We start from the raw sequence: 24,577 nt of genomic DNA, 5'->3' as shown, positions 1-24,577 counted from the left end.
AGTGAGGAACTATTCCTCACTCTTGGACGAAAAACTATCTACGTATTTTATCTTGCAAGAAGTGCAAAATTGAAGTTTTTTATCAAATACAAGAGAAAGAATTTCAAGTATATCCGCTGGAATAGTTGTATCCTGGTGCTTGTGAAAAACAATATTTTGAGGGGAGAGCGAAATTAGTCTACTCAGAAGTATATCTTCTTTCGAAAGATTTAACTTAAAATTTCTTGATAAAAGCTCATAAAACTCATCTTTTATCTCATTTCCTTCTCTATCAAGGAGCAAATACATTTTAGCAGTCGGGATAACATCTACATGTTCTATCTTTGATTCTTGAATGTCTGTAAAATATCTCAGAAGGTTTATAAACTGAAAGTATTCCCTTTCCAGAAGGTATTTATTTGTAACATCTTCCACAATATTTTGAATTGTCTTTATATAATCTTTTAATCTGAAGGTCAAAAAACCTTCAAAATTAAATTCAAAATTAGAGTCTAAAAAATCAAGCACTTTTTTTATTATTTCGAACTTTACCTTTGAAAAGCTCTGGGCACTTGTTAGTTCATTTAATCTTTTCTGACTTTCTTGAAATATCTTTTTTGCTTCTATTTCATCTAAAAAATAATAATCTTCTTTTATCAGTTTAAAAAGAAACTTTTCTTTGGTGTACTCAATTATTACATTTGCTATTGCATCAGCAACAAAATATTTTACTCTGTCATACGCATTCAAATCGAAATTTTTTTTGAGTTCATCGTCGCTTAAAAAAATACCGTAAAATGTGATATTGCCACATTGATTTGGCTCAATGGAAAGTCCTTTTACATTTTCATTCCTATCCAGCTGCCTTTTTAATCTCTCATATACAAAAACAGGGTCGTCTGCCACTCCCAAACTCAATATTTGCATTTTCTTCACATCCCTGAATATAAGCTTTAACTTTTTAGCACAATAATAAATATACCCTCAAATGCTCTTTTTCAATATGTTCTTTTTTCTACTGCTGACACAAAGGAATGATAGAACCTATATCTGAAAGCTGCAAACCCGCCACATTCAAGATTTCAATATCATACTTTTTAAGAAAATTTTTTATACTCAAATAATCTGGATGCATTGAAATATCACCATTAAAAGCCATAAGATTTTTGCTAATTAATCCTCCACAGCCGCCAATAAAACCATAGTTAAGCCCCTCCAATTTAATAAAGCCTGGCGATATAAGTAAGCTATCTATTCCATTTTCAATTGCTTTTTTGTAAATTCCTTTATCAGAGGTAATAATTGCGTTTGAATTTACAATCAAGATTGAACATTTAGTATACCCCTGTTTTATATGAATCCTTTGAAGGTTGTCTTCTTCTATTCTTTTTGCTACTATTCTATCAGTAAATTTAAAATTGTGAAAGACTTTTGTGCCAACTTTTGCGATATTGTACTTTACATCCTCAGGATATTTTCCCAAAACAGCTTTCTCTCCAAATATTATATTAAATCCAAGTTTTTTCAGTTCCTCTGTGGTTTTTCTTGGTGAGTTGGGAGCGGCAAAGATTAAGTTGTCTTCATAGTGAAAATAAAATATATCAGGGTGAGAAGATATCGCAGGATAAAGGTCATCACAGCTTTCACATATCACTATTTTTATACCCAAATCTTCTAACGCATAGATAAACTTATCGTACGCTCTTTTGTCAAGCAAAACGTGTGTAGCTTTACTTTCTGGTATATTTGGAAATTTTAAGTATTTCAAATTCTCATCTTCCCGATAAATTTATTATTATAAAGAGGTACAGCTAATATTATGGAAATTATTGCTGACAAAATACCCTGCAGCAAATTAAAAGGCAAATTCGCAAGAGCAACTTTAAGTCCAAATTGTAAGTTTCTATTAATATTTAATGCCGATGATAGATATTTTAACACACAAGCTTCTGACAAAAAATACCCCATTGCCATAAAAATGCCACTGAGCATTGTCGAAATAATAAAAGATGCCCACTTCTTCTGCTTTCCTTCTAATTTTTCGAAAATCAGGCCACAGATAAAACCTTCAAGTCCTTTGATGACAAAAGTAAAAGGAGCATAAATGGTATAACCAGAAGCAATATCCGCAAGGGCAGAACCAAAACTTCCGCCCATAAACCCTATACTTTTGCCGAATAAAATAGAAGAAAGTATTATTACAACATCGCCAATGTTAAAATACCCTGCCATGAGCGGTATCTTTATTGTAAATGTTAAAACAAACACAAGAGCAACTATTACCCCAGAAAATACCCAAAACCTCACTCCGTTTTTCATAAAACCACCTCTTTAAAAATATTTCTACTTGCCTAATTCTACACAAAAAGATTCAAAAATCAAATCTTAAAACCAAAACTGTATCGATACAAAAATAAAAGGAGCTGGTTTCCCCAGCCCCAATTAGTTTTTTATGATTTTTATCAGCTTCTTGTTTTAAATCTTTCAACAAGGTTTTTAAGAACATCTGCCTGGCTGTAAAGTTCTTCTGAAGCGGCAGCTGTCTCTTGAGAGTTTGCTGAATTGCTCTGCACCACATTGGCAACCTGGTTTATTCCCTCTGTAATCTGTGCTATTGCTTCAGACTGTTCTTTTGAAGAATACATTATATCATTCATAATCATGGCCATTTTATCAATATTCTTTGTAATTCTATCTAACGAGGTGTATGTCTGCTTTGCAATACTATCTCCCACTTCAATCTTTTTGATGGTAGATTCAATAAGACTACTTGTCTCTTTTGCAGCATTTGCGCTCCTTGTTGCTAAGTTCCTTACCTCTTCGGCTACAACCGCAAATCCTTTTCCATAACTTCCCGCCCGTGCTGCCTCAACTGCAGCGTTAAGCGCCAATATATTTGTCTGAAAAGCTATTTCGTCTATGGTCTTTATAATCTTTGAGATATTTGCAGATGCCATATTTATCTCTTCCATGGCTTTCATCATATCTTCCATCTGCTGCATACCAACTCTTGCTTCATCCTTTATCTGATTAGCAAAATTTGTAGCTTCCTCAACATTTTTGCTGTTCTGTTTTGTCTGAGCAGACACCTCTTCAACAGAGGCATTTAGCTCTTCAATTGCGCTTGCCTGGTCTGTTGCACCCTGGGCCAAGCTCTGGCTTGCATCTGCAAGCTGCTTTGCTCCAAGCGCAACTTGCTCTGCAGAAGATTTTACTGAAAAAATCAGTTGAGAAAGCGAATCAATCATCTTCGAAAATGCCTCAGATAAAGTTCCAACTTCATCTTTTGAGTCATAGCTCACATCAACTGTTAAATCCCCTTCTGCAATCTTCTGGGCAGCAGAAACCATTTTAGAAAGAGGTCTGCTAATTGCAGAAGAAATAACCAGACCCAAAAAGAGAGAAATTGCTATGCACAGAATAATTATTATCATCATTGATGTTACTGTACTTTTTGCAAGGGCATTATTTTGAACGTTTAACTTTTCGATGTACTTTTTTTCAAGCTCATAGAGGGTATTTATTGAGTTTTGAACATCAGTTACAAGCTGGGCTGAACTTGGTTTGAATAAAAGTTCAGTAGCCGCTTTTTTATCACTTTTTGCAAGTTCAATTATTTGATTTGTTAGCCTATCATATTCATCAAATAAAGAAATCAACTTTTGATACTCTTTTTTTATGTCCTCTTCATTTATCAGTCTTGAAAACTCTTCAAGGTTTGTTTTATAAAAATTATTTATCTCATCGGTCTTCTGAAGATACGAATTCATCTCTGTGGCATTTCTCGCAAGCAAAATATTTCTGTAGTTAACACGCTGTCTTTCAAAACCTTCAAGCACATTGCCGATTGCAATAAATGCTTTTACATTAGTCTGATAAACCTTTGTATAGGCATTGTTTATTCTGTTGATGTTTGTAACAGCTATTATACCCATGAAGAGTATCAAAATCAAAACAATTCCAAACCCCGCCAAAATCTTAACAGAAATCTTAAAATTTTTAAAGAACTTCATAAACCACCTATCCCCTTTCATTTATTTTTTTTAGAGATTTATCCTATCAGGCTTGACAAAAGTTTCACAATCAAGTATCAATACAAGTCTTTCATTTAAGCTTGCAACACCTCTGAAAAACCTTTCATCTATCTTTTCATATGTTTGTGGCAAAGAACTAATTTGGTCCTTGTTTATCACAGCAACCTCGCTCACATGGTCAACAATAATGCCAGCCAAAAAATCATCTATGCTTGTGACAATTACACAGGTCCTTTCGTTGTACTCCTTTTGAGGCTTTGAAAGCCTCATTCTTGCATCAATCACAGGAATGATTTTGCCCCTCAAATTAATTATTCCTTTAACATATTCTTCTTGATTTGGCACATAGGTTATGGGCAAAAGACCTATAATCTCTATGACATACTTAATCTCTATTCCATATAACTGGTCATCCACTTTAAATATAAGGTACATATCTTTCATAGCTTCTTCAAACTCATCCACTTTGTTGCTGAGCAAATCTTCCTGCACTTTTCTCACCTACCTTTCAAGCAAAGCATCAATATCCAAAATAAATGCTATATTCCCACTTCCAAGAAGTGTACACCCTGAAATGCCTCTTACCTGCTTTAAAATAGCAGGCATAGTTTTTATAACTATCTGTTGCTGAGAAATCATATTGTCCACAAGCAAAACACCATTCTTCTCACCATTTGTAACAAGTATACCCAGATAAAAAGGTCTTTCTTTGGCAAGCATGTCTTTCCCATAAAACATCTTGTTCAAATCAATTACACTAAAACATATGCCTCTTCTGTACACAAACGGAATTTCGTTTTCCAATACTATCTGCTGTTTTTCAAGTTTAAATGTCTCTACTATTGAGCTCAAAGGTACAACAAAGACATTGCCATCAACATCAATTAACATTCCGTCAATTATTGCCAAAGTGAGAGGTATTCTAATTGTAAATCTTGTGCCCCTGTCCTTTTCAGACTCAACAAAAATTCTTCCACCAATTTTTTGAACGCTATTTTTCACAATGTCAAGCCCCACACCTCTTCCTGAGTATTCTGTCGCTTCTTCTTTTGTAGAAAATCCTGGCTGAAATATTAACTCAAAAATCTCATCTTCTCCAATATCATCAGGTGAGGTTATAAGGCCTCTTTCTAAAGCTCTTTGTAAGATTTTCTCTTTATTAAGACCTCTGCCATCATCCTCAATGCTAATAACTACTTCAGACCCGCTATTTTTAGCACTGATATACACATTACCAGTTGTACCTTTACCTTTTTTTAACCTTTCTTCTTTGTCTTCTATTCCATGGTCCACAGCATTTCTAACTATATGAATCAGTGGGTCTGTTAAGTGTTCTATCAAAACCTTGTCAAGTTCTGTCTCCTCCCCGGTGATATGAACATCAACTGGTTTTTGAAGTTTTGCAGACATCTCAATAATGGTCCTTTTTAGCCTTTGAAATGTAGAAGAAAGCGGTAGCATACGCATTGACATTGCAACTTCTTGAAGTTCTCTTATTAGCTTTGACATCTGGAGTGTTAAATTTTTGAAACTGCTATTCTCATCAGTTTTTATTTCTTGATGTTGAACAATCATGGAAAAGGTTATTACCACCTCTCCAATGAGGTCTATTAGTTTATCAACTTTTTCAATATTAACGTTTATTAGTTTATTGGTAGAGTGTATAGCATTTTGCCATGAACTTATCTCCTTGGTTAAGGAAGCTTTCTCAGATACCTCTTCAACCTTGATATCTGTTACCCATGCAAAACTTTCAAAAAGTTTTACCACATCCTCTTTTTTAAGTAGAGTTTCAATTGAAATAAAAAAACCCTCTTTTTTGATTTTTTCTGAAGATGCCATATTACTCTCAATATCAGAAGGTAAGTATTCCAGAACCTTCACATACTGTTTCAAATTTTGGACAATTAAAAAAGCCCTCAAATTCTCCATTTCCCAGCCTTCTTCAAAAAGCAGCCTTATATGATATCTTTTCTCACTTTCAGCTTGCACCTTATCATTTTCTGCCAAGCTCATTTCAACCTTTTCTAAAACCTCTTCGATATTTTCTGCATCTTGAGGCTGCTGTGAGTTTTCTATACGATTTATCTGAATGGTTAAAAAATCTATTAACTTTAACATGTCTAAAATAAAATTATCAAGGTTTGTTGGTAGTTTACCTTCATCTCTCATACAAACAAAGATGTCTTCAACCCTGTGACAAACCTTGGATATGTCATCAAACCCCATCATCGCTGAGGAACCTTTTAATGTATGGAAAAATCTCAAAGCTTCTGCCACTGCTACATCAAAGTTTCTGTTTCCTTCTTTGAGTTCAATAAAAATCCTCTCAAGCGAACTTACTATCTCTTTTGCTTCACTGACAAATATCTCAAACATAGGGTCTTTTTGTGCCTCATTCACAGTCTCACCTTCTCATCTTTTTATAAAGAAGCCAAGACCTTTACTAAATGCTCTTCTTTGTACGGCTTTACAATAAACCCTTTTGCCCCATTTAATACTGCCTCTTTTACCTTTTCTTCTTGCCCTAAAGCAGTTATCATGACAACTTTTGCATTTTTGTCAATCTCCATAATCTTTTTCAAAACCTCTATACCATTCATCTCTGGCATTGTAATATCAAGAGTCACTATGTCTGGATGAAGCTGCTGAAAAAGTTTTATACAGCTTTTTCCATCACATGCTTCACCCACAACTTCAAACCCATGTTTTTCTAATGTCTGTCTCAAGGAATACCTCACAAATGCTGCATCATCTACTATCAACACCCTTTTCATACAGCAATTTTCCCTCCCCGCAGGAAAAAATAATATCCCAAATTTATTTTTACCCGCTTTTTTTGTATAATAAACAAAAATCCTACACTGCACAAAAGCTTTGCAGTGTAGGATTTATAAGTATTTACTTTTCTTTTTTAAATAATCTCTATCAAATCCCTAATTATTTTTATAAACTTTTCCTCAACCATCTTTGAAACTTCTATGACCTCTTCATGTGAAAGTTTCTTTTCAAGAATTCCTGCTGCCATGTTTGTAATACATGAAATTCCAAAAACTTTGATATTCATCTGCCGAGCCGCAATAACTTCCGGAACTGTTGACATGCCAACCGCATCAGCGCCAAGGATTTTTAGCATCCTTATCTCCGAAGGTGTTTCATATGAAGGACCTTTTAAAAATGCGTATACACCTTCTTTATAATCAACTCCATTTTTCTTGTAAACATCTTTTGCTTTTTCAATTATCTCCCTGTCATATGCATATGTCATATCAAAAAACCTTTCACCAAATCTTTCTGCTTCCGGCCCAATTGCCGGGTTCTCGCCTGAGAGATTTATATGGTCTTTTATCACCATCAAATCTCCAGGAGAAAGCAGAGGCGAAATTCCACCTGCCGCGTTTGTAACAATAAGGTTTTTCACTCCCAAAAGTCCTGCTGCCCTCACACCAAATACAACCTCTTCAACCTTATACCCTTCATAAAGATGAAATCTTCCCTGAAAGGCCAAAACCTCTCTTCCTTTTACTCTTCCAAAAACCAAGTTGCCTTTGTGTCCCTTGACAGTAGACACAGGAAAATGAGGTATCTCTGAATATTTGATTTCAATTTTATCTTCCATTGTATCCGCAAAACCACCAAGTCCACTGCCCAGAATAATAGCAACCTCTGGCACGTTTGGAATCTTACTTTTTATAAATTCTGATGCTTCTTTTACCCTTTCATAATACGACATAAAAATCACCTCAATAGCTATTTTATCACAATTTCTTTTAAAAAACTCTCTCCAAACCTTAAAGGTTTTACATTCAAATACTCTGCTATTGTCTGACCAATATCAGAAAAACTATTTCTTGTTCCAAGGTCATATCCTTTTTTGATATTTTGACCATACACAAGTATTGGCACATGTTCACGCGAATGATCTGTTGAAGGTGTTGTCGGGTCACAACCATGGTCTGCAGTGATTATTAAAATATCATCTTTTTTAAGCTTTTCCATGATTTCGGGAAGCCTTGTGTCAAAGTCTATTAAAGCCTTTGCATAACCATGAGGGTCATTTCTGTGACCATACAGCATATCATAATCAACAAGGTTTGTAAAAATTAGTCCTTTGTCAACTTCATCCATCGCCTTCAAGGTTTTGTCAATCCCGTCCATGTTTCCTTCTGTGTGAATACTCTTTGTCAGTCCTCTTTTGGCAAAAATATCCTCTATCTTGCCTATTCCCACACATTCAAAACCTGCTTCTTTAATATTGTCAAGCAGCGTATTATAAGGTGGCTCAACTGCAAAGTCTTTTCTGTTATAAGTTCTTACAAAACTGTTCCTATCTTTCCCCACAAATGGCCTTGCAATTACTCTTGCAACAAGATATTTTCCAACAAGAAGCTGCCTTGCTATTTGGCATATCCTATATAGCTCCTCAAGAGGAATAACCTCTTCGTGAGCAGCTATTTGAAATACAGAGTCAGCAGAAGTATAAACAATTGGATAGCCGGTTTTTATATGCTCTTCTCCAAGCTCTTTTATTATCTCTGTGCCAGATGCAACTTTGTTGCCAAGAACTTTTCTCCCAATCCTTTTTTCAAATTCCTGAATCAAATCTTCAGGAAAACCATTTGGAAATGTCTTGAAAGGCTCTTCTAACACAACACCAGCTATCTCCCAGTGACCGGTTATAGTATCCTTGCCCTTTGACATTTCCTTGCTTTTACCAAAAACTCCAATAGGATTGGGATTTGGTGGTGTACCTTTTATGTCTGTAATGTTTCCTATCCCAAGCTTGTATAAGTTCTTAAGTTCAAGGCCTCCAACTGCATAAGAAGTATTTGAAAGAGTATTGCTCCCTTCATCGCCGTAAAGATTTGCATCGTCAAGCGCACCGACACCCACACTGTCAAGAACAATTAATATAACTCTCATTTAAAAATCTTCCCTCCAAAAACGAATACTTGAGGTTATTTTTATTCCCCACCCACAATTGCTACACCGCTGCTTGTACCTATCCTGCTTGCACCTGCTTGTATCATCAAAAGAGCATCTTCAAACGTTCTAATTCCACCTGAGGCCTTGATTTTCAACTTCTCTCCTATAACTTTTCTCATAAGAAGTATATCCTCATACTTTGCACCGCTTTTAGAAAAACCCGTGGAAGTTTTTACAAAATCTGCGCCTGCTGCGGCTGCAATTTTGCATGCTTCTATCTTCTTTTCATTGTCAAGTTCAGATGTTTCAATTATTACCTTTACTATTTTATTTGAATACTCTTTTGCAACATCAACAATGCTCTTGATCTCTTCGTAAACATAATCTGTGTCACCACTTAGCATAGCTCCAATATTTATAACCATATCTATCTCATCAGCACCGTTTTCAAAAGCTTCTTTTGCTTCAAACACCTTTGTTTTAAGAGTGTTTGCACCAAGTGGAAAACCTATCACAGTTGCCACTTTGACATTTGACTCTTTCAAATATTCCTTACACAATTTTACATAATAAGGATTCACACAAACAGAGGCAAACGAGTATTTCAGAGCCTCATCACATAGTTTCTTTATATCTGCAGGTGTTGCAGAGGACTTCAAAAGTGTATGGTCAATAAACTTTGCAATCTCTTCTCTGGTCATCATGTTCCCCTCCACGTAATTTAAAATTCAAAAACATTATCTTTTGTTATCTTTGCAAATATTACTTTTCTTTTTGGAACAGGCGCTTTTGAAAACTCAAATGCAGTTTTCACATCTGAGATGGCTTCTTCAAGCCTTTTTTCATCATTTGCATAGATTTTAGCAAACGGCATATTCTTGGCTATTTTGTCGCCTATTTTACCAAAAAGTTGAATTCCAACCGCATAGTCAATCTTGTCTTCTTTTCTTTGTCTTCCTGCTCCAAGTTTTAGTGCGCAAAGCCCAAGTTTGAGAGCATCAATATCTTTAATATACATATCTTCATCGCATTTTAGTTCATAAGTATATTTGGCTTGTGGTAACAAAGAATAATTGTCAACTATTTCAGGGTCTCCACCTTGGTTTTTTATAATTTCTCTAAATTTTTCAAGAGCATGCCCTTTTTCAATGCTCTCAATTGCTCTTTCTTGTGCTAATTTTTTCTCCTTTTCAACTCCAGCCATAATCATCATCTCAGATGCAAATTCAATACAAAGATTCTTCAAATCTTCATGTCCTCTGCCTTTTAAGACCTCTATTGCTTCAATAACCTCAAGAGCGTTGCCAATCATAAGACCAAGTGGCTGATTCATATCTGTAACATATGCCACAGTTTCTCTTCCTGCCAAAGTTCCAATCTCAACCATAGTATTAGCAAGCTCTTTTGCCTTTTCATACTCTTTCATGAAAGCACCTTTGCCAAACTTGACATCAAGTATTATCTTATCACTACCAGCTGCAATCTTTTTGCTCATGATGGAAGATGCTATAAGTGGTATAGATTCAACTGTACCTGTGACATCTCTTAAAGCATATATCTTTTTGTCTGCAGGAACAAGGCTTTCTGACTGCCCAACAATTGCCGCACCAACTTTATTTACTGCTTCTATAAACTCATCTTCTGAAAGCTCTGTTTTAAAACCTGGGATTGACTCCAACTTGTCAATTGTCCCACCTGTGTGAGAAAGCCCTCGTCCTGACATCTTTGCAACCTTTACACCGCAAGATGCTGCCAGTGGTATTAAGACCAAGGTTGTTGTGTCAGCAATACCACCACTTGAGTGTTTGTCAACCTTGATACCCTCTATACTGCCCAGGTCTACCATCTTGCCTGATTTTGCCATGAGCATGGTAAGTTCTACAAGCTCATCTTTTGACATCCCTCTAAAATATATAGCCATCAAGAAAGCAGACATCTGATAGTCTGGAATTTCGCCTTTTACATACCCATTCACAATAAATTCAAGTTCTTCTTTGCTCAAGATCTCACCATCACGTTTTTTCCTAATAATCTCTGTCACCAGCACGCTTTTCACCTTCTTGTTCTACTTTGTTAACAACTTAAGAATCTGCTCAACAAAAACAGCTCCCAAAAATATCCCAAATATACCCATTATTCCTGCAAGAGCATTTGGTGCAGGAATTGGAAGCTTTAGAAGTCTGAATATAGCACCGACAATAAATCCTGTGATAAGAGAAAGAAATACTACTTTCACCTTGGATAATCTCCCTCCCACCTTAATTTCATCTTTCTTTCAAGTCAAATCCGTATGGCAAAAGTTCTTTGCTATTAGTTTCTATTACTTTTGTCATATCACAATTTGAAAGATAAATAGTACTATTTCTTGCAAGTTCAAAAATCACCTGTCTGCACGCACCACACGGCGATATAGGCTCATTCTCAGGACCGATGATATAAAGAGCTTTTATTTTGCTCTCACCTTCTGATATAGCTTTAAATAGTGCAACCCTTTCTGCACAAATGGAAAGTGGATATGAAGCATTTTCTATGTTGCACCCTGTATACACCTTTCTACTGCTACCAACAGCTGCTGCTCCAACCTTGAAGCGTGAGTACGGTGCATATGCCTTTTTTTGAGCTTCTTTTGCCAAGTTTAAAAAATACGCAGTTTGTTCATCAACCCTGTCCAAATACTTCATTTTTTATACCCTCTTTCTCACAATATAGAATCTGAATTTTTTGGGTGAGAAATAGTTTGAAGAATACAAAATTGGAATGTCGTTTTGGTCAAAATGAACCTGGTCAAGCAAAAGAACAACATCACTCTTTTCAAGTTCAAGCTTTTTATACACATTATTTTTCTCAGCAAGCATTGGGATGATATCAGAGATTGCATACGCAATATATATTCCCAGTTTATCATTTAAATAGTCAAATAACGACTCTCCTACAAATTTAAACTCAGATGAAAATAGCTTTGCAGGAAGTCTATCAACACAATAAACAACGGGAATACTCTCCGCAAGTCGTACTCTTTCTATTTTGATAATCTCTTCAGCTGGCGATATTCTGAGCATATGAGCCTCTTTTGCGTTTGGATAGGTTTTAGTAACAACAATATCTTTCGTGTGCGGCTTGTACCCCTGTTTTTCCATTAACTTTGTTATGCTCTGAAGCTCTTCCATTCCAGATTGCAAAATTGGCCGTGATGATACAAAAGTCCCAATACCATGTTTTCTTACAACATAGCCTTCTTCTTCCAATATCCTTAAAGCTTCTCTGAGCGTCGCTCTGCTCACACCAAAAAGCTTTGCAAGTTCCATTTCAGAAGGAAGCTTGTCGCCTTCTTTAAATTTTTCTTCAATGAGTTGCTTTAACCTCTTCAACACAAGCTCATACCTTTGGGGATATCCTACTAATTCAAAACTTTCCATTGCTCGCACCCGCCCTTTTTTCTATTTTTTAGGCCTGTAAGGAATACCGTCGGCAGCAGGTGCAACGCTCTTACCACCTATTCCAATCAATGCTAAGATTGTAACTACATATGGTAACATCATGATAATGTTTTTTGAAATTGATGATTCCTGCAGTGTATAGCTTAGGGCTGTTGCAAAACCAAACAAAAGTGATGCCAAAAATGACCCCACAGGTGTCCACTTACCAAAAATCATGGCAGCCAAAGCTATATAGCCTCTTCCTGACGACATCTCTGGCGAAAAACTGTTCAAAACCCCAATCGAAAGATAAGCACCGCCAAGAGCTGAAAACGCCCCACCCAGAATAATACCTAAGTATTTCATCTTTACAACATCGATACCTGCTGTCTCAGCAGCTTCTGGATTTTCGCCAACTGCTCTTAGCCTCAAACCTATGGTTGTCTTGAACAAAAACCACTGGCTAAGTATTATCAAAACAAACATTATATAAACCATCACATTTTGTCCGCTTAAAATCTGTCCAATTACAGGAATTCTATCTATCACAGGTATTCTAACATCAGGAAGTTTGGGTGTGTCAAAAGGTGTCCCTTCCGGGCCATATATGGCATTGAAAAGGTAAGCAGTGATACCAGACGCAAATATGTTAAAAGCCATACCAAGGACTATCTGGTTTGCGTACATCTTTGCAGCTGCCCATGCAAATACATATGCTACCAAAATACCAGATATTACTCCCCCTAAAAGTCCAAGCCATGCATTGTGAAAGTATGCCGAAAACGCAACAGAGACAAATGCCGAAATTAGCATTATTCCTTCCATAGAAATATTGACAACGCCAGCTCGTTCTGAAAAAGTACCGCCAATTGCCGGAAGTGCAAGCGGTACTGCCATTGCAATGGTTGACGCCCACAAATATGGATTTGTGAAAATACTGAGTATATTCATCTTACTCTTGCCCTCCTACCGGTTGCAACTTTGTTTTTCTGGTTTTTATCTTTTCCATAATAATCCTATAAAGCTCTTCAATTGCAATGAAGAAGATTATAAGCCCCACCACAACATCAGCAAGCTGTCCAGAGATATTTGTTTGCATCTGCATCTCTTGCGCACCTGTTGAAAGTCCTGCCAAGAAAAGTGCTGCAATTACAACACCAATTGGATTGTTATTCGCAAGAAGTGCAACAACTATAGCAGTATAACCATAACCTGAAGTAAAGCTATCATATAGTCTGTACTGCACACCCATTATCTGAACAGCACCAGCAAGAGCAGCAAATGCGCCTGAAAGCCCCATAGCCAAAACAAGTTTTTGAGCGACGTTCATGCCAGCATACTTTGCAGCTTTGATATTAAACCCTACTGCTCTGAGTTCGTAACCTAATGTTGTTTTGTACATGAGAATATAGACCACTACAACTGCCAGGATTGCAATGAAAAGTCCACTTGACAGCTGTGTATTTGGTACCAAAGTACTTAGCTTTGCACTGTTTTGAATCACCGGTGATTGTGGTATTGTTCCTTTATCCATCATTGGACCGCCTTCTAACAAATAATGGCTAAAATAGATAGCTATATAACTCATCATCATAGTTGTGATAACCTCATGAGCTCCAGTGTAAACCTTTGCAAGACCAGGAACAACTCCACCCCACAGTGCACCCGCTATCATAGCACATATAATTATCAACGGAATGTGTAAAAACCACGGAAGACCCTTTATCTGGTACCCAAGATAAGTTGCAACAATTGCGCCTATCCAAAACTGCCCTTCAGCACCAATATTAAAAAGCCCTGAAGAAAATGCTATAGCAACCCCGAGCCCGGTTATTATGAGAGGTATTGCGTTTGTCAGGGTTGTTGCAAAGTTCATTAAATTCCCGTATGCTCCGCTAAAAAGAGCAATGTACGCATAAATAGGATTTTGTTTTGCTGTGATTAATATTACTATCCCACCTACAATCATGGATATAAAAATAGCAATAAGCGGCATTAAAATGCTCTGCAAAACCTTTTTTACCATCACCGTTTAGGCCTCCTTCTTTTTCTTGCCTATCATCAAAAGTCCTATATCTTCTTTTGTTGCCTTTTTACTCTCCAAAATATCCATAATCCTGCCCGAATACATCACAGCAATCCTGTCAGAGAGGTTCAAAATCTCATCAAGCTCTAAAGAAACAAGCAATATAGCTTTGCCACTGTCTCGAAGTTCAATCAGTTTTCTATGGATGTACTCTATAGCTCCCACATCCATTCCTCTTGTTGGCTGAACAGCAATTAAAAGGTCAGGACTGCTTGAAAACTCTCTTGCCAAGATTACCTTTTGCTGATTGCCACCTGAAAGGTTCTTTGCAAACAGCTTGTAATCAGGTGGACGCACATCAAATTCGTGTATGAGTCTATCAGCCTCAAGAGTTATAACCTTGTAATTTAAAAATCCTCTATTAGAATATGGGTTTTTGTAGTATCTTTTGAGCACAATGTTTTCTGCCACTGTAAAGTTCAAAACAAGCCCGTCCTGCTGCCTGTCTGCTGGAATATAAGCAATCCCTTTTTCGTAACGTTTGCGTGTGGGAAGGTTTTGAATCTCTTGGCCGTTGAAGATTATTTTCCCTGTTGATGAAATAAGTCCAACAATAGCTTCTACAAGCTCATTTTGACCGTTTCCATCAACACCTGCTATACCAAAAATCTCTCCTCTTCTTACTTCAAAACTTACATCTTTGACCTTTTCAACACCGTTTTTCAGTTTGACTGAAAGGTTTTCAACCTTTAACACAGTCTCTCCTAACCGCGGTTCAGTCTTTTCAACAACAAGTTTAACTTCTCTTCCGACCATCAAATTTGCAAGTTCCTGTTCGGTTGTTTCTTTGGTGTTCAAGGTCTTTATTGTCTTTCCTCTTCTCATAACAGTTACTCTATCTGAAATTTCCATAACCTCATCAAGTTTGTGGCTTATAAATAATATGGATATCCCTTGAGCTTTCAGGTTATTTATAATCTTAAAAAGCTCCCTTGTCTCTTGGGGTGTTAGCATTGCTGTTGGTTCATCAAGTATCAAAAGCCTTGCATCTCTGTAAAAAGCCTTTAATATCTCTACTCTTTGTTGCATACCTACACTTAAATCTCCAACTTTTGCCTTTGGGTCAATTTCTAAATTGTATTTCTTCGAAATCTCAAGAATTTTCTTCTCAGCTTCTTGAACATTAAACCTAAAACCTTTTGGCTCAAATCCCAAAACAATATTTTCAGCCACGGTAAATACAGGTATCAACATAAAATGCTGATGAACCATTCCTATTCCTTTTTCAATTGCTTCATGAGGTCCTTTGACCTCAAGTTTTTGCCCTTCAAAATATATCTCTCCAGAATCAGGAGTATAAAGACCATAGATGATATTCATTAAAGTAGACTTTCCAGCACCATTTTCCCCAAGTATGGCATGTACCTCACCTTTTTTGACATCCAAACACACATTATCATTTGCTTGAATATTACCAAATCTTTTAGAAATATCCTTTACCTGCAAAATGTACTCCATATCATGTCCCACCTGTCTTTATATTCTTTTTATTATTTCAATGATAACCTTTTTGAGCTTTTCTACATTTTCAGAAAACACTCTTAAAACCTCTTCATGGGAAACAGGTCTTATATCTGGGTCATCTTCCAACCCAGCGTCATAGTCTGTCACAAGAGTTACATTTAAATACTTTATTCCAAGTTCATTTGCCAAAGCTACTTCGGGATACTGAGTCATTCCAATAACGTCAAACCCCATCTTGGAATACCATCTGCTCTCAGCAAAAGTAGAAAATCGCGGTCCCTGAATAACTACACATGTACCTTTTTTATGAAATCTATATCCAAGTTCTTCTAAAACATTAATTGCAATTTCTCTCATCTGATCATCATAAGGCTGTGCCATTGAGGTGTGTTTTACATTTCCAATATCCGAAAATGTGTCCTCTCGTCCCCATGTTCTGTCAATAAACTGGTCAACAATTACAAAATCACCCGGCTTAATCTCCTTTTTTAAGCTTCCACATGCTGTTGTTGAAATAATCTTCTCAACACCCAGTTCTTTTAATGCATATATATTTGCCTTATATGGCACTTTATGAGGAGGGTAAATATGGGTTTTACCATGCCTCGGAATAAACGCAACTTCTTTCCCTTCTACTTTTGAAATTGCTATTTTATCACTTGGTTTGCCATACGGGGTTTCAATCTCTATCTCTTTAACATTTTCCAAAAAAGAGTAAAATCCAGAACCACCTATTATCCCTATCATATGGATTAAATCCCCTTTCTATTCGTATCATAAACCTGTATATTGTCGAAAGGCCTGCTGTGATATTAGATATTGCCCAGCAGGCCTTTAAAACTTACATGGTACTACTTTACTTCTGTTGGTATCTTTATCTTACCAGCTTTTATATCAGCAATTACCTTGTTTATTTTTTCGCTCACACTCTTTGGAACACCTTTCATAAATGGAGCAAGTCCAACACCATTGTTTTTCAAATCAAAGTAAATGATACCACTTTTGAATTTCCCATTTAATGTATCTTTTATAACACTGTATGTTGCAACGTCAACTCTCTTCATTGCAGAGGTAACAACAGTGGTTGGTGCCACATAGCTTTGGTCTGAGTCAACACCAATTGCATAAACTCCCTTTTCTTTTGCAGCCTGGATAACACCAAGACCTGTCTGCCCTGCAACCTGAAATACAAAGTCAGCCCCTTGTGCAATTTCTGAAAGAGCTACCTGTTTTCCTGATGCCGGGTCGTCAAACTTGCCAGTGTACTTGATTATAACCTTTGCTTTTGGAATCTCGCTCAAGACGCCAGCTTTAAAACCTGCAATGTATCTGTCAACAGGTGGAATCTTCATGCCACCTACAACTCCAAATACATTCTTTCCAGTTGTTTTGCCAAACTTAGCTTTCTCAAGCAAAGCTGCAGCAACACCTGCTAAGTAGCCTGCTTGTTCCTCTCTGAACATAGCTGAGGCAACATTAGGAAGGTCAGAAATCTCAGAGTCGATAATTAAAAATTTTGTCTTAGGGAACTGCTTTGCAACTGTCACAACCGAGTCGTGCATCAGAAAACCAACTGCAATAATTAAATCGTAATTAGCTTTTGCAAGTTTCTGTAAGTTTGGAATATAGTCTGTCATCTGTTTTGATTGAATGAGAGTTGTTTTGATCTTTAGTTCTTTTTCAGCTCTTTTCAGACCTTCATATGCAGACTGGTTGAAACTTCTGTCATTGACACCACCAACGTCAGTGACAAGCCCTACCTTAAAAGTTTTTTGGGATGTAGACCCACTTGCCATGTTCCAAGATACATTTAAGCTTAACAAAAGTGCAGCAATCACAACAAGACTTAACACTGCATATAACCTTTTCTTCATAAAAACCAGACCTCCTTTTTTATTTTTTAGATGTCAGACATCTAACATCTGACATCTGACGTTATTATTTTATAACCTTTGTTCAAAAAAGTCAATATGAAAATTTATAAATTTGTGAATTATAATTATAAAAGGCTGCCTCTGAATAGCAGCCTTTTGCCCAAATTTCTGTTTTACATATACAATTCTTTTACCCTGTTGTGAGCAATATATTCTAATGTATCATCTAATTTTTGAAATTCTAAGCTATCTAAAGCATACTTTCTTTCAAGAGCTTTTTTGAGCATAAAGTCTGCAATATGCGGATTTTTAGGAAGAAGAGGTCCGTGCAAATACGTACCTATTACATTCTTATAAATCAGTCCTTCAAACCCATCCTTCCTGTTGTTACCATAACCTTTTAAGACCTTGCCAAAAGGCTGATAATCATGATAGGTTCTTCCACCATGATTTTCATATCCCACAACTGTTTTGGGAAACACATCTAAGCTTGTTTCAATAATAATATTTCCAATAAGTCTTTTCCCTTCAGCTTTTGTTATAAAATCCAGGATGTGAAGACCCTTTATTGCTCTTCCGCTTGCATCGATATAAGCCTCTCCTAAAAGCTGATATCCACCACAGATTGCAAGTATCACAACTCCATCTTCAATAAGGCTCTTAATAAGTTCTTTTAATTTCAAAAGATGTGAATACACAATAGATTGTTCCCTGTCAGATGCCCCGCCAAGCAAGATTATATCTGCATTTTTTAGGATTTCTTGGTCTGCGCCTAAATTGTATTCAAAAATGTTTGCTTCTATACCTCTCCAGATGCATCTTTTCTGCAGACAGATAATATTGCCTCTATCTCCATACAGATTTAAAACTTCTGGATACATATTCACAATATTTATCTCCACTTTTTCATCCCATCCTTTTTGAAAGGTTGTCCACTATTTTCTTTACTTCAAAAAGAGCTGTATATGTTGGAAGAATATAGACCTTCTCAATATCTTTTAGCTCAAAAACCTTGTCTAATTCTTCTTTGTAGTCAATAAATTCAAACTTAGAAAGCATATATTCACTGTATTTTACTCTCAAAGCCATATCTTCTTTTCTCTTGCCACCAAAGTACAAAGCTTTGATGTTTTCTATTCTGTACAAGATGTCAAAATCAGCATCCCAAATCCATGAGACATCTTTTCCATCTGCAGCATTGTCGTTGAGGATAAACACAATAGCCTTAGGGTCGGGGTCTTGGCTAATTACGCTTAGTGTCTCGCTCATGCCTATGGGATTTTTTACAAGTGATATTATTACTTTTTTGCCGCCAACTTCTTTCTTCTCTAACCTCCCAAGCTCATTTTCAAATGTTTCAATCCTTTCTTTTATTCTTTTTTCTTCAACACCAGTCAATATTGCTACCGAAATGGCTGCACAGACATTGTACAGATTATAAATACCACCCATTTCCCATTTAATGTTCTCAATATGTATACCTGTTCCCCTGTCAAAAAAGTCAAAAACAAACCCTGCCGAATCTTCTCTTATGTTTGTAATGACAAACCTGCTTTCAGGATTTTTATAACCACACACTAAGCATTTATATTTTCCAAGATGTCCAACATTGTAAAACAAATATTCAAGTTTAGCATTGCACTTGGGACAAAAACGTGAATCCAATGTGACATTGGTTCTTCGGCTAAGCACGTTTTCATCCACACTGTAAAATACCTTCTTTTCACCACTAAAACTTGCCAAGTTTGGGTCGTCTGCATTTATTATGGCTAAAGCTTGTCCAATATGGCTCAAAATCAACTCCTTTACTCTGTCAAGCTCACCGTATCTGTCAAGCTGGTCTCTGAACACATTTGTTGTGACAAATATGTCTGGTTTTAAATATCTTGTTACAACTGGCAGTGAGCCTTCGTCAACTTCAAAACACGCAATATCATAGCTTGACCTTAGATTATTTATAAAAGCACTTACAATCCCGTTTGCCATATTCGACCCTTTCAGATTAGAAAGCACAACCTTATCACCCGCAATTAGCCAGTTTATTATGTTGTTTATGGTTGTCTTACCATTTGTACCTGATATAAGTATCTTTAGTTTGCTTCTTTTATCAATTTCTTTTATGATAGAAGGACAAATCTTGAGAGCAATCTTCCCCGGAGCACTTGTTGCGTCCTTCCCGAAAAGCTTTAAAGTAAACTTTACAAGTATCCCCAGCAAAATAGCAACGTAAAGTCTTATTTTCTGCAACTTAGCTCATCTCCTATTTTCTGAAAAAGTTTGTAAAATACAAAAAGCAAGGCATTGCCTTGCCCCTCTATTTTCAAAAAAATTATCTTATTATGCACGTGGATGAGTTTTCTGATAAACCTCTTTTAGTTTAACATTTGCAACTTGAAGATATCTCTGTGTTGTAGAAATATCAGCATGCCCCAGCATTTGCTGAACAGCTCTCACATCTGCCCCATTTTCAATTAGATGAGTGGCAAAAGAGTGCCTGAGTACATGCGGTGTTATTTCTTTATCTATTCCTGCGCTTTGCGCGTAGAACTTTACTATCTTCCAAAATCCCTGTCTTGTCATTCTCTCACCGTTAAAGTTCAGAAACAGAGCTTCTTCATCCTTGTTTTTAGCAAGGTAAGGCCGCGAATGACGTAAATACTTCTCAACTGCCGAAATGGCGTACGAACCAATGGGAATAACCCTGTCTCTTTTCTTGTTTTTGCAGATGATATATCCGTGTTCAAGATTGATGTCGTCAAGATTGAGGTTGATAAGTTCACTCACCCTGATACCTGTTGCATATAAAAGTTCAAGCATTGCTTTGTCTCTGATTCCTTTAATATCATCTTCTTTCGGACATGAAAGAAGCTTTTCCACCTCATCTCTGGTAAGTATCTGAGGTGGACTTTTCTCAAGTTTGGGAGGTTCAATCTCAATCTTTCCAATATCAACAATGTTCTGAATTTTTAAAAAGTCATAGAAGACTTTTAGTGAAACAATTGCTCGTGCAATAGTGCTGTTTGATTTGCCACTTTTTTGCATACTGATAATGTATGCTATCAAGGTTGCCTGAGAAGTATTTTCAAGTTTTATCTTTATGTTATCTAAAAATTCTATGTATTTTTTAGCGTCCCGCAAATATGAGCTTATGGTATTTTGTGAAAATCTATTCTGTCTCTGAAGGTGATTACCAAAAGCTTCTATGATACTCATCTATCTTCAAATCCCCTTCTATCTATAAATAAGTTCCTGCCATCTTATAGCAATCTCATATTAACCTGCAAGCAAGTTTTGCCACCATGTTGTCAATCACCAGTATCCCGCACACTAAAAATATTATAATCATTCCCACAACAGCGGTTGACCTTTTATCTATTTTTACCATTCTGTCTTTAAAGAATAACATTATAAATGAATACAGAATAAGTATAATCAAAAATATGAAAACAATCAATTCTTTTAATAGCATATAAGACAAAAAGAATGCAAGCCCTTTTATCTTATACACGTAAAAAAAGACAGCAGTAGCAAGCCCAAATGAAAATCCTTTAAATATTACAATTCCTATGTTCAAAAGCTGCATGTATCTGTGAAGGTTGGAAAGCCCCCATATGCAAAGGCAAAACAGTATTACTCCTGATGAGGAAATCAAAACATTTTTCCAATAAGCCGCATTTCCTTGTTTTGCCATATTTATTGAAAGTAAGACAAAGTTCGAAAGCTGGCTTTTCTGATTTGTGTTCATTCCCAAGAAAAATCTTATACCAAAAAACATACTAAGAATATACAAAACAGAAATAGATACAATTAAAAGTTTTATCCTTGTCTTCATTGTTATCTTCTCTTTTGCAAATTTTATAGTAAAATAATATGTTAATCTTTTTTTAATTATTCCCTACCAAAGAAAATAGATACCCCTTTGATTTAAAAATGAGATAGTTTGTCTTTTTATAAAAGCGGTTGGGCAAGCTTTTGCTAACTTTGATTGAAAATCTTCCACCTGCAAATTTCAAATTTATACTGTCATAGCTAAAAAGTATTTTGAGGATGTACTCGTCGTGGGGCAACATCTTTTGCTTGTTCATCTCAACTATAAAGAGCATAATTAAAAAGATAACAACTACCAAAATTAGCCCTCTTCTTATTCTTCTGATAAAATTTTTATATTCACAATATCTTCTGTATCTGCTTCTTCTCAAACCAAAACTCACCTTCCCATGATGGTATCATCCAATGCCTTTGCAACAATCTGACAACTCCTCAAGGCTTCTTCTAAGGTATTTCCATTGCTACCAACTTCAATGATTATAGCATATGGTGATACATGTTGATTGTATCGTGCAGCAGAGAGGTTTATAGGTCTTGTAATCTGAGGGCATATTTTGCTGAGATTTTTTTGAAGATGTACAGCAAACAGAAGGTTCTGTCGCCAAAACGGATGATAAAGCCCAAGCTTGTCTGTCCCCACAACAAGCATAACCTTTGCAACCTCATATCCAAACGCAACTGTTGAAACCTTCACCTTTTTTGAACCATTTCCAATAGCATCCCTGTGCAAATCTATAAAGATCTTTATATCAGGATGTTCACTTTTATATCTTTCTATCACTTTCAATGATCTTGAATAAGAACCCTTGTATTCCGGATAATCATTTACATCTTTGCTGTGATAAACCTTATAACCATACTGTTTTTCCAAGATCTTCTTCAGCTCTTCCCCTACTCTCACAACGTTGTAGTTAAAGTCAAGTGTTCTGTCTGTTGTGCCAGGAGTGTATACAAGGTTTTGGGAAAAAGTATTGTAGCTTTCTGTTGTGTGAGTATGGTAAATTAAAATGGACGGTTTTTTCCCATTGAAAATTTTGAAGTTTGTCTTCAAAAGGGTATTAACATCAATCTTATAATCTGTCTGATTCATAATCTCTATGTTGTAAATTCCCATTTTTTGAGCACTATTTTCAAAGTATTTCTGAAATTCGATGTTTTCATCCTGGCTTTCAGCTTGACCATTTTTCTTCTCTTCTTGGGTCTGCTGGTTATAATCTATCACAATGGCATCATCTTCATATACAGGTGCATTTGCAACCTCTTGAAAGTTTGTTGCCGTAAACATCGGATAAGAAAACCTTACTATGTTCTCAATTTTAAAAGCCTCGTTTGCAAAATGGTCAGAAAAAATGGGTATATTAAACGAAATAATCTCTTTTGAATACCTGAAAAGCAGAGCTGTTGCTGCTTGATTTAAAAAGATTAATCTTTCAACTAAAAAGCCAACACCAACCACAAAAAGTATAGTAGTTACCAATACTATCTTTTTAAAATCAAAAACCTTCACCATTTTAAATTATTCAAAACTCCTTTTTAAAACTTTTGATATTATCTAAAAACTTTCTTTTAAAATTCTTATTCTTCAATCCCCCCTTTTATTACAACTCACTCAATTCACATATCTATACTCTTCATTCTCTTTTACCTCCGGATGAATTGCCTTATTTATTCCATCAGCTATCACAGTCGAAATGTTTTCAACAATCCTGTCTATGTCTTTTGGTGTCACAAAGAGATTACCATAGTAAGGGAATATTACCTCTTTGATAAGATTAAACCTGTCCTCATCAGGGATACTCTCCAAAAGCATATAAAGCGGCGATGACCTGTCTGTTTCATTTTTAAGTCTTTCAAGCAGAAGGTCTATGGCATCATTTGCAATAATTGCTGCGTCAACAACCATAGGAACACCAATTGCCACAACAGGCACACCAACTGTATCTTTTGTGATACCTTTTCGTTCATTTCCAATACCTGAGCCGGGGACGATACCTGTATCTGCTATCTGGATAGCAGTTGATATCCTCTCAAGCCTTCTTGAAGCAAGTGCGTCAATTGCAATTATCAAATCAGGATGTATTCTATGAACTATACCGCTTATTATCTCACTGGTCTCGATTCCAGTTATGCCCAGAACACCTGGCGATATTGCGCAAACAGAGCGTATTCGCCTGTCTTTGACCTTTTCTGGCACAAACTCAAACAAATGACGTGTTATCAACACCTTTGACACAACTTTTGGCCCTAAAGAGTCGGGCGTGACATTCCAGTTGCCAAGTCCAACAACAAGCACAGTAGATTTTTGTGACACATTTATTAAGCTTTCAAGCTCGTCTGCCAGTATCTTTGAAACTTGTTCCTGGACCTCAAAATCTTCATCGCGCAGCCCGTCAGCTTCGATTGTTATATAATTGCCCATAGGCTTTTGCAAGATTGCTTCACCTTTTATAGAGTTAATCTTGACCTTAGTGATTTTAATTTTATCGTCAAACTCTTTTCTCTCTTCAACCTCAACACCTTCTATCTCTCTTCCAAGCCCTTTTTGGACAAGTTCCCTCGTCTCAAGGGCAAGGTCTGTTTGAATTTTAAACATTCTCTTTTCCCACCTTTCTTTTGAAACTTCTTCCTACAAATTATTGTTTTCACTTTTGAGGTCATTTAACCAAAAATGTATGTTAAAAGGGAACTGCAAGATTATACTCTTGCAGCCCCCTCTTTTTATTGACAGGGGGGTTATTGCTTTTCTTTCAAGGCTCTTTCTGCCATCTCGATAGCTTTTCTGACGATGTTACCACAGTCGCGCGATTTTACTTCTCCCCAACCGTACTTTGTGACTACATCGTACACTCCAAGTTCTTTTGCTATCTCCATTTTAAGCTCCTCTGACATAATCTTTTGCCTTGCCAAGCCAATCGCCCCCCTTGCGGCTTTTTCACCGCATATCTTAGTTTGTTCAAAAACTATTCAATT

27 protein-coding genes are annotated in these 24,577 nt (G+C 36.3%); all 27 read right to left on the bottom strand.

Annotation, left to right across the window (positions count from 1 at the left end; all coding sequences use genetic code 11):
* Positions 1 to 9: 9 nt before the first annotated feature.
* Entirely contained in the window at positions 10 to 906 is an 897-nt protein-coding gene (gene ytxC, locus CALHY_RS04940; RefSeq protein ID WP_013402903.1) for a putative sporulation protein YtxC, read from the bottom strand.
* A gap of 88 nt (positions 907 to 994) precedes the next feature.
* On the bottom strand, positions 995 to 1,747 hold the full coding sequence (locus CALHY_RS04935; protein ID WP_013402902.1) for a DUF6873 family GME fold protein: 753 nt from the start codon (positions 1,745 to 1,747) through the stop codon (positions 995 to 997).
* The gene (locus CALHY_RS04930) at positions 1,744 to 2,298 is read right to left on the bottom strand and encodes an ECF transporter S component (protein ID WP_013402901.1); all 555 of its coding nucleotides are present in this window, start codon (positions 2,296 to 2,298) and stop codon (positions 1,744 to 1,746) included. The genes CALHY_RS04935 and CALHY_RS04930 overlap by 4 nt, the downstream gene beginning before the upstream one ends.
* A gap of 143 nt (positions 2,299 to 2,441) precedes the next feature.
* Positions 2,442 to 3,992, bottom strand: a complete 1,551-nt coding sequence (locus CALHY_RS04925; protein WP_013402900.1) for a methyl-accepting chemotaxis protein — start codon at positions 3,990 to 3,992, stop codon at positions 2,442 to 2,444.
* Between the two features lie 30 nt (positions 3,993 to 4,022).
* Positions 4,023 to 4,505 (bottom strand): chemotaxis protein CheW, encoded by a 483-nt coding sequence (locus CALHY_RS04920; RefSeq protein WP_013402899.1) that lies wholly within the window; start codon positions 4,503 to 4,505, stop codon positions 4,023 to 4,025.
* A 9-nt stretch (positions 4,506 to 4,514) separates the two neighbouring features.
* Positions 4,515 to 6,416 (bottom strand): chemotaxis protein CheA, encoded by a 1,902-nt coding sequence (locus tag CALHY_RS04915; protein WP_013402898.1) that lies wholly within the window; start codon positions 6,414 to 6,416, stop codon positions 4,515 to 4,517.
* A 20-nt stretch (positions 6,417 to 6,436) separates the two neighbouring features.
* Entirely contained in the window at positions 6,437 to 6,790 is a 354-nt protein-coding gene (locus CALHY_RS04910) for a response regulator (RefSeq protein WP_013402897.1), read from the bottom strand.
* 137 nt (positions 6,791 to 6,927) lie between these two features.
* Complete coding sequence (locus CALHY_RS04905; protein ID WP_013402896.1) at positions 6,928 to 7,746, bottom strand: purine-nucleoside phosphorylase; 819 nt, start codon at positions 7,744 to 7,746, stop codon at positions 6,928 to 6,930.
* A gap of 17 nt (positions 7,747 to 7,763) precedes the next feature.
* Positions 7,764 to 8,936: a phosphopentomutase gene (locus CALHY_RS04900; protein ID WP_013402895.1), complete on the bottom strand. Its 1,173-nt coding sequence runs from the start codon at positions 8,934 to 8,936 to the stop codon at positions 7,764 to 7,766.
* Positions 8,937 to 8,977: 41 nt separating this feature from the next.
* Entirely contained in the window at positions 8,978 to 9,640 is a 663-nt protein-coding gene (gene deoC / locus CALHY_RS04895; RefSeq protein WP_013402894.1) for a deoxyribose-phosphate aldolase, read from the bottom strand.
* Between the two features lie 20 nt (positions 9,641 to 9,660).
* On the bottom strand, positions 9,661 to 10,986 hold the full coding sequence (locus tag CALHY_RS04890; RefSeq protein WP_013402893.1) for a pyrimidine-nucleoside phosphorylase: 1,326 nt from the start codon (positions 10,984 to 10,986) through the stop codon (positions 9,661 to 9,663).
* A gap of 18 nt (positions 10,987 to 11,004) precedes the next feature.
* Positions 11,005 to 11,175: a XapX domain-containing protein gene (locus CALHY_RS04885; RefSeq protein ID WP_013402892.1), complete on the bottom strand. Its 171-nt coding sequence runs from the start codon at positions 11,173 to 11,175 to the stop codon at positions 11,005 to 11,007.
* Between the two features lie 28 nt (positions 11,176 to 11,203).
* A complete protein-coding gene (locus CALHY_RS04880) occupies positions 11,204 to 11,620 on the bottom strand; it encodes a cytidine deaminase (RefSeq protein WP_013402891.1) in 417 nt (138 codons plus the stop codon).
* A 3-nt stretch (positions 11,621 to 11,623) separates the two neighbouring features.
* Positions 11,624 to 12,355: a GntR family transcriptional regulator gene (locus CALHY_RS04875; RefSeq protein WP_013402890.1), complete on the bottom strand. Its 732-nt coding sequence runs from the start codon at positions 12,353 to 12,355 to the stop codon at positions 11,624 to 11,626.
* 21 nt (positions 12,356 to 12,376) lie between these two features.
* Positions 12,377 to 13,306: an ABC transporter permease gene (locus CALHY_RS04870; RefSeq protein WP_013402889.1), complete on the bottom strand. Its 930-nt coding sequence runs from the start codon at positions 13,304 to 13,306 to the stop codon at positions 12,377 to 12,379.
* A 1-nt stretch (position 13,307) separates the two neighbouring features.
* On the bottom strand, positions 13,308 to 14,381 hold the full coding sequence (locus CALHY_RS04865) for an ABC transporter permease (protein WP_013402888.1): 1,074 nt from the start codon (positions 14,379 to 14,381) through the stop codon (positions 13,308 to 13,310).
* A 6-nt stretch (positions 14,382 to 14,387) separates the two neighbouring features.
* Positions 14,388 to 15,899 carry an ABC transporter ATP-binding protein gene (locus CALHY_RS04860; RefSeq protein ID WP_013402887.1) on the bottom strand — a complete coding sequence of 504 codons (1,512 nt, stop codon included), beginning with the start codon at positions 15,897 to 15,899 and terminating at the stop codon, positions 14,388 to 14,390.
* 18 nt (positions 15,900 to 15,917) lie between these two features.
* Complete coding sequence (locus tag CALHY_RS04855) at positions 15,918 to 16,652, bottom strand: S-methyl-5'-thioadenosine phosphorylase (protein ID WP_013402886.1); 735 nt, start codon at positions 16,650 to 16,652, stop codon at positions 15,918 to 15,920.
* A gap of 104 nt (positions 16,653 to 16,756) precedes the next feature.
* Entirely contained in the window at positions 16,757 to 17,779 is a 1,023-nt protein-coding gene (locus CALHY_RS04850; RefSeq protein WP_013402885.1) for a BMP family lipoprotein, read from the bottom strand.
* A 173-nt stretch (positions 17,780 to 17,952) separates the two neighbouring features.
* Complete coding sequence (locus tag CALHY_RS04845) at positions 17,953 to 18,666, bottom strand: type 1 glutamine amidotransferase (protein WP_013402884.1); 714 nt, start codon at positions 18,664 to 18,666, stop codon at positions 17,953 to 17,955.
* 19 nt (positions 18,667 to 18,685) lie between these two features.
* Positions 18,686 to 20,026: a Mur ligase family protein gene (locus CALHY_RS04840; protein ID WP_013402883.1), complete on the bottom strand. Its 1,341-nt coding sequence runs from the start codon at positions 20,024 to 20,026 to the stop codon at positions 18,686 to 18,688.
* A gap of 90 nt (positions 20,027 to 20,116) precedes the next feature.
* Positions 20,117 to 20,992, bottom strand: a complete 876-nt coding sequence (gene xerD / locus CALHY_RS04835; protein WP_013402882.1) for a site-specific tyrosine recombinase XerD — start codon at positions 20,990 to 20,992, stop codon at positions 20,117 to 20,119.
* Between the two features lie 55 nt (positions 20,993 to 21,047).
* The gene (locus CALHY_RS04830; RefSeq protein ID WP_013402881.1) at positions 21,048 to 21,611 is read right to left on the bottom strand and encodes a hypothetical protein; all 564 of its coding nucleotides are present in this window, start codon (positions 21,609 to 21,611) and stop codon (positions 21,048 to 21,050) included.
* Between the two features lie 52 nt (positions 21,612 to 21,663).
* Complete coding sequence (locus tag CALHY_RS04825) at positions 21,664 to 21,978, bottom strand: hypothetical protein (protein ID WP_238524585.1); 315 nt, start codon at positions 21,976 to 21,978, stop codon at positions 21,664 to 21,666.
* Positions 21,979 to 21,986: 8 nt separating this feature from the next.
* Positions 21,987 to 23,117, bottom strand: a complete 1,131-nt coding sequence (spoIIP, locus tag CALHY_RS04820) for a stage II sporulation protein P (RefSeq protein ID WP_013402879.1) — start codon at positions 23,115 to 23,117, stop codon at positions 21,987 to 21,989.
* Between the two features lie 99 nt (positions 23,118 to 23,216).
* Positions 23,217 to 24,200, bottom strand: a complete 984-nt coding sequence (gene gpr / locus CALHY_RS04815) for a GPR endopeptidase (RefSeq protein ID WP_013402878.1) — start codon at positions 24,198 to 24,200, stop codon at positions 23,217 to 23,219.
* 140 nt (positions 24,201 to 24,340) lie between these two features.
* Complete coding sequence (locus CALHY_RS04810) at positions 24,341 to 24,514, bottom strand: small, acid-soluble spore protein, alpha/beta type (protein ID WP_013402877.1); 174 nt, start codon at positions 24,512 to 24,514, stop codon at positions 24,341 to 24,343.
* Positions 24,515 to 24,577: the final 63 nt, after the last annotated feature.

It is taken from the genome of Caldicellulosiruptor hydrothermalis 108 (assembly GCF_000166355.1).
Taxonomy (GTDB): domain Bacteria; phylum Bacillota; class Thermoanaerobacteria; order Caldicellulosiruptorales; family Caldicellulosiruptoraceae; genus Caldicellulosiruptor; species Caldicellulosiruptor hydrothermalis.
Note: the sequence above shows the minus strand (reverse complement) of the source record. Positions and strands in the feature narration are given on the sequence as shown.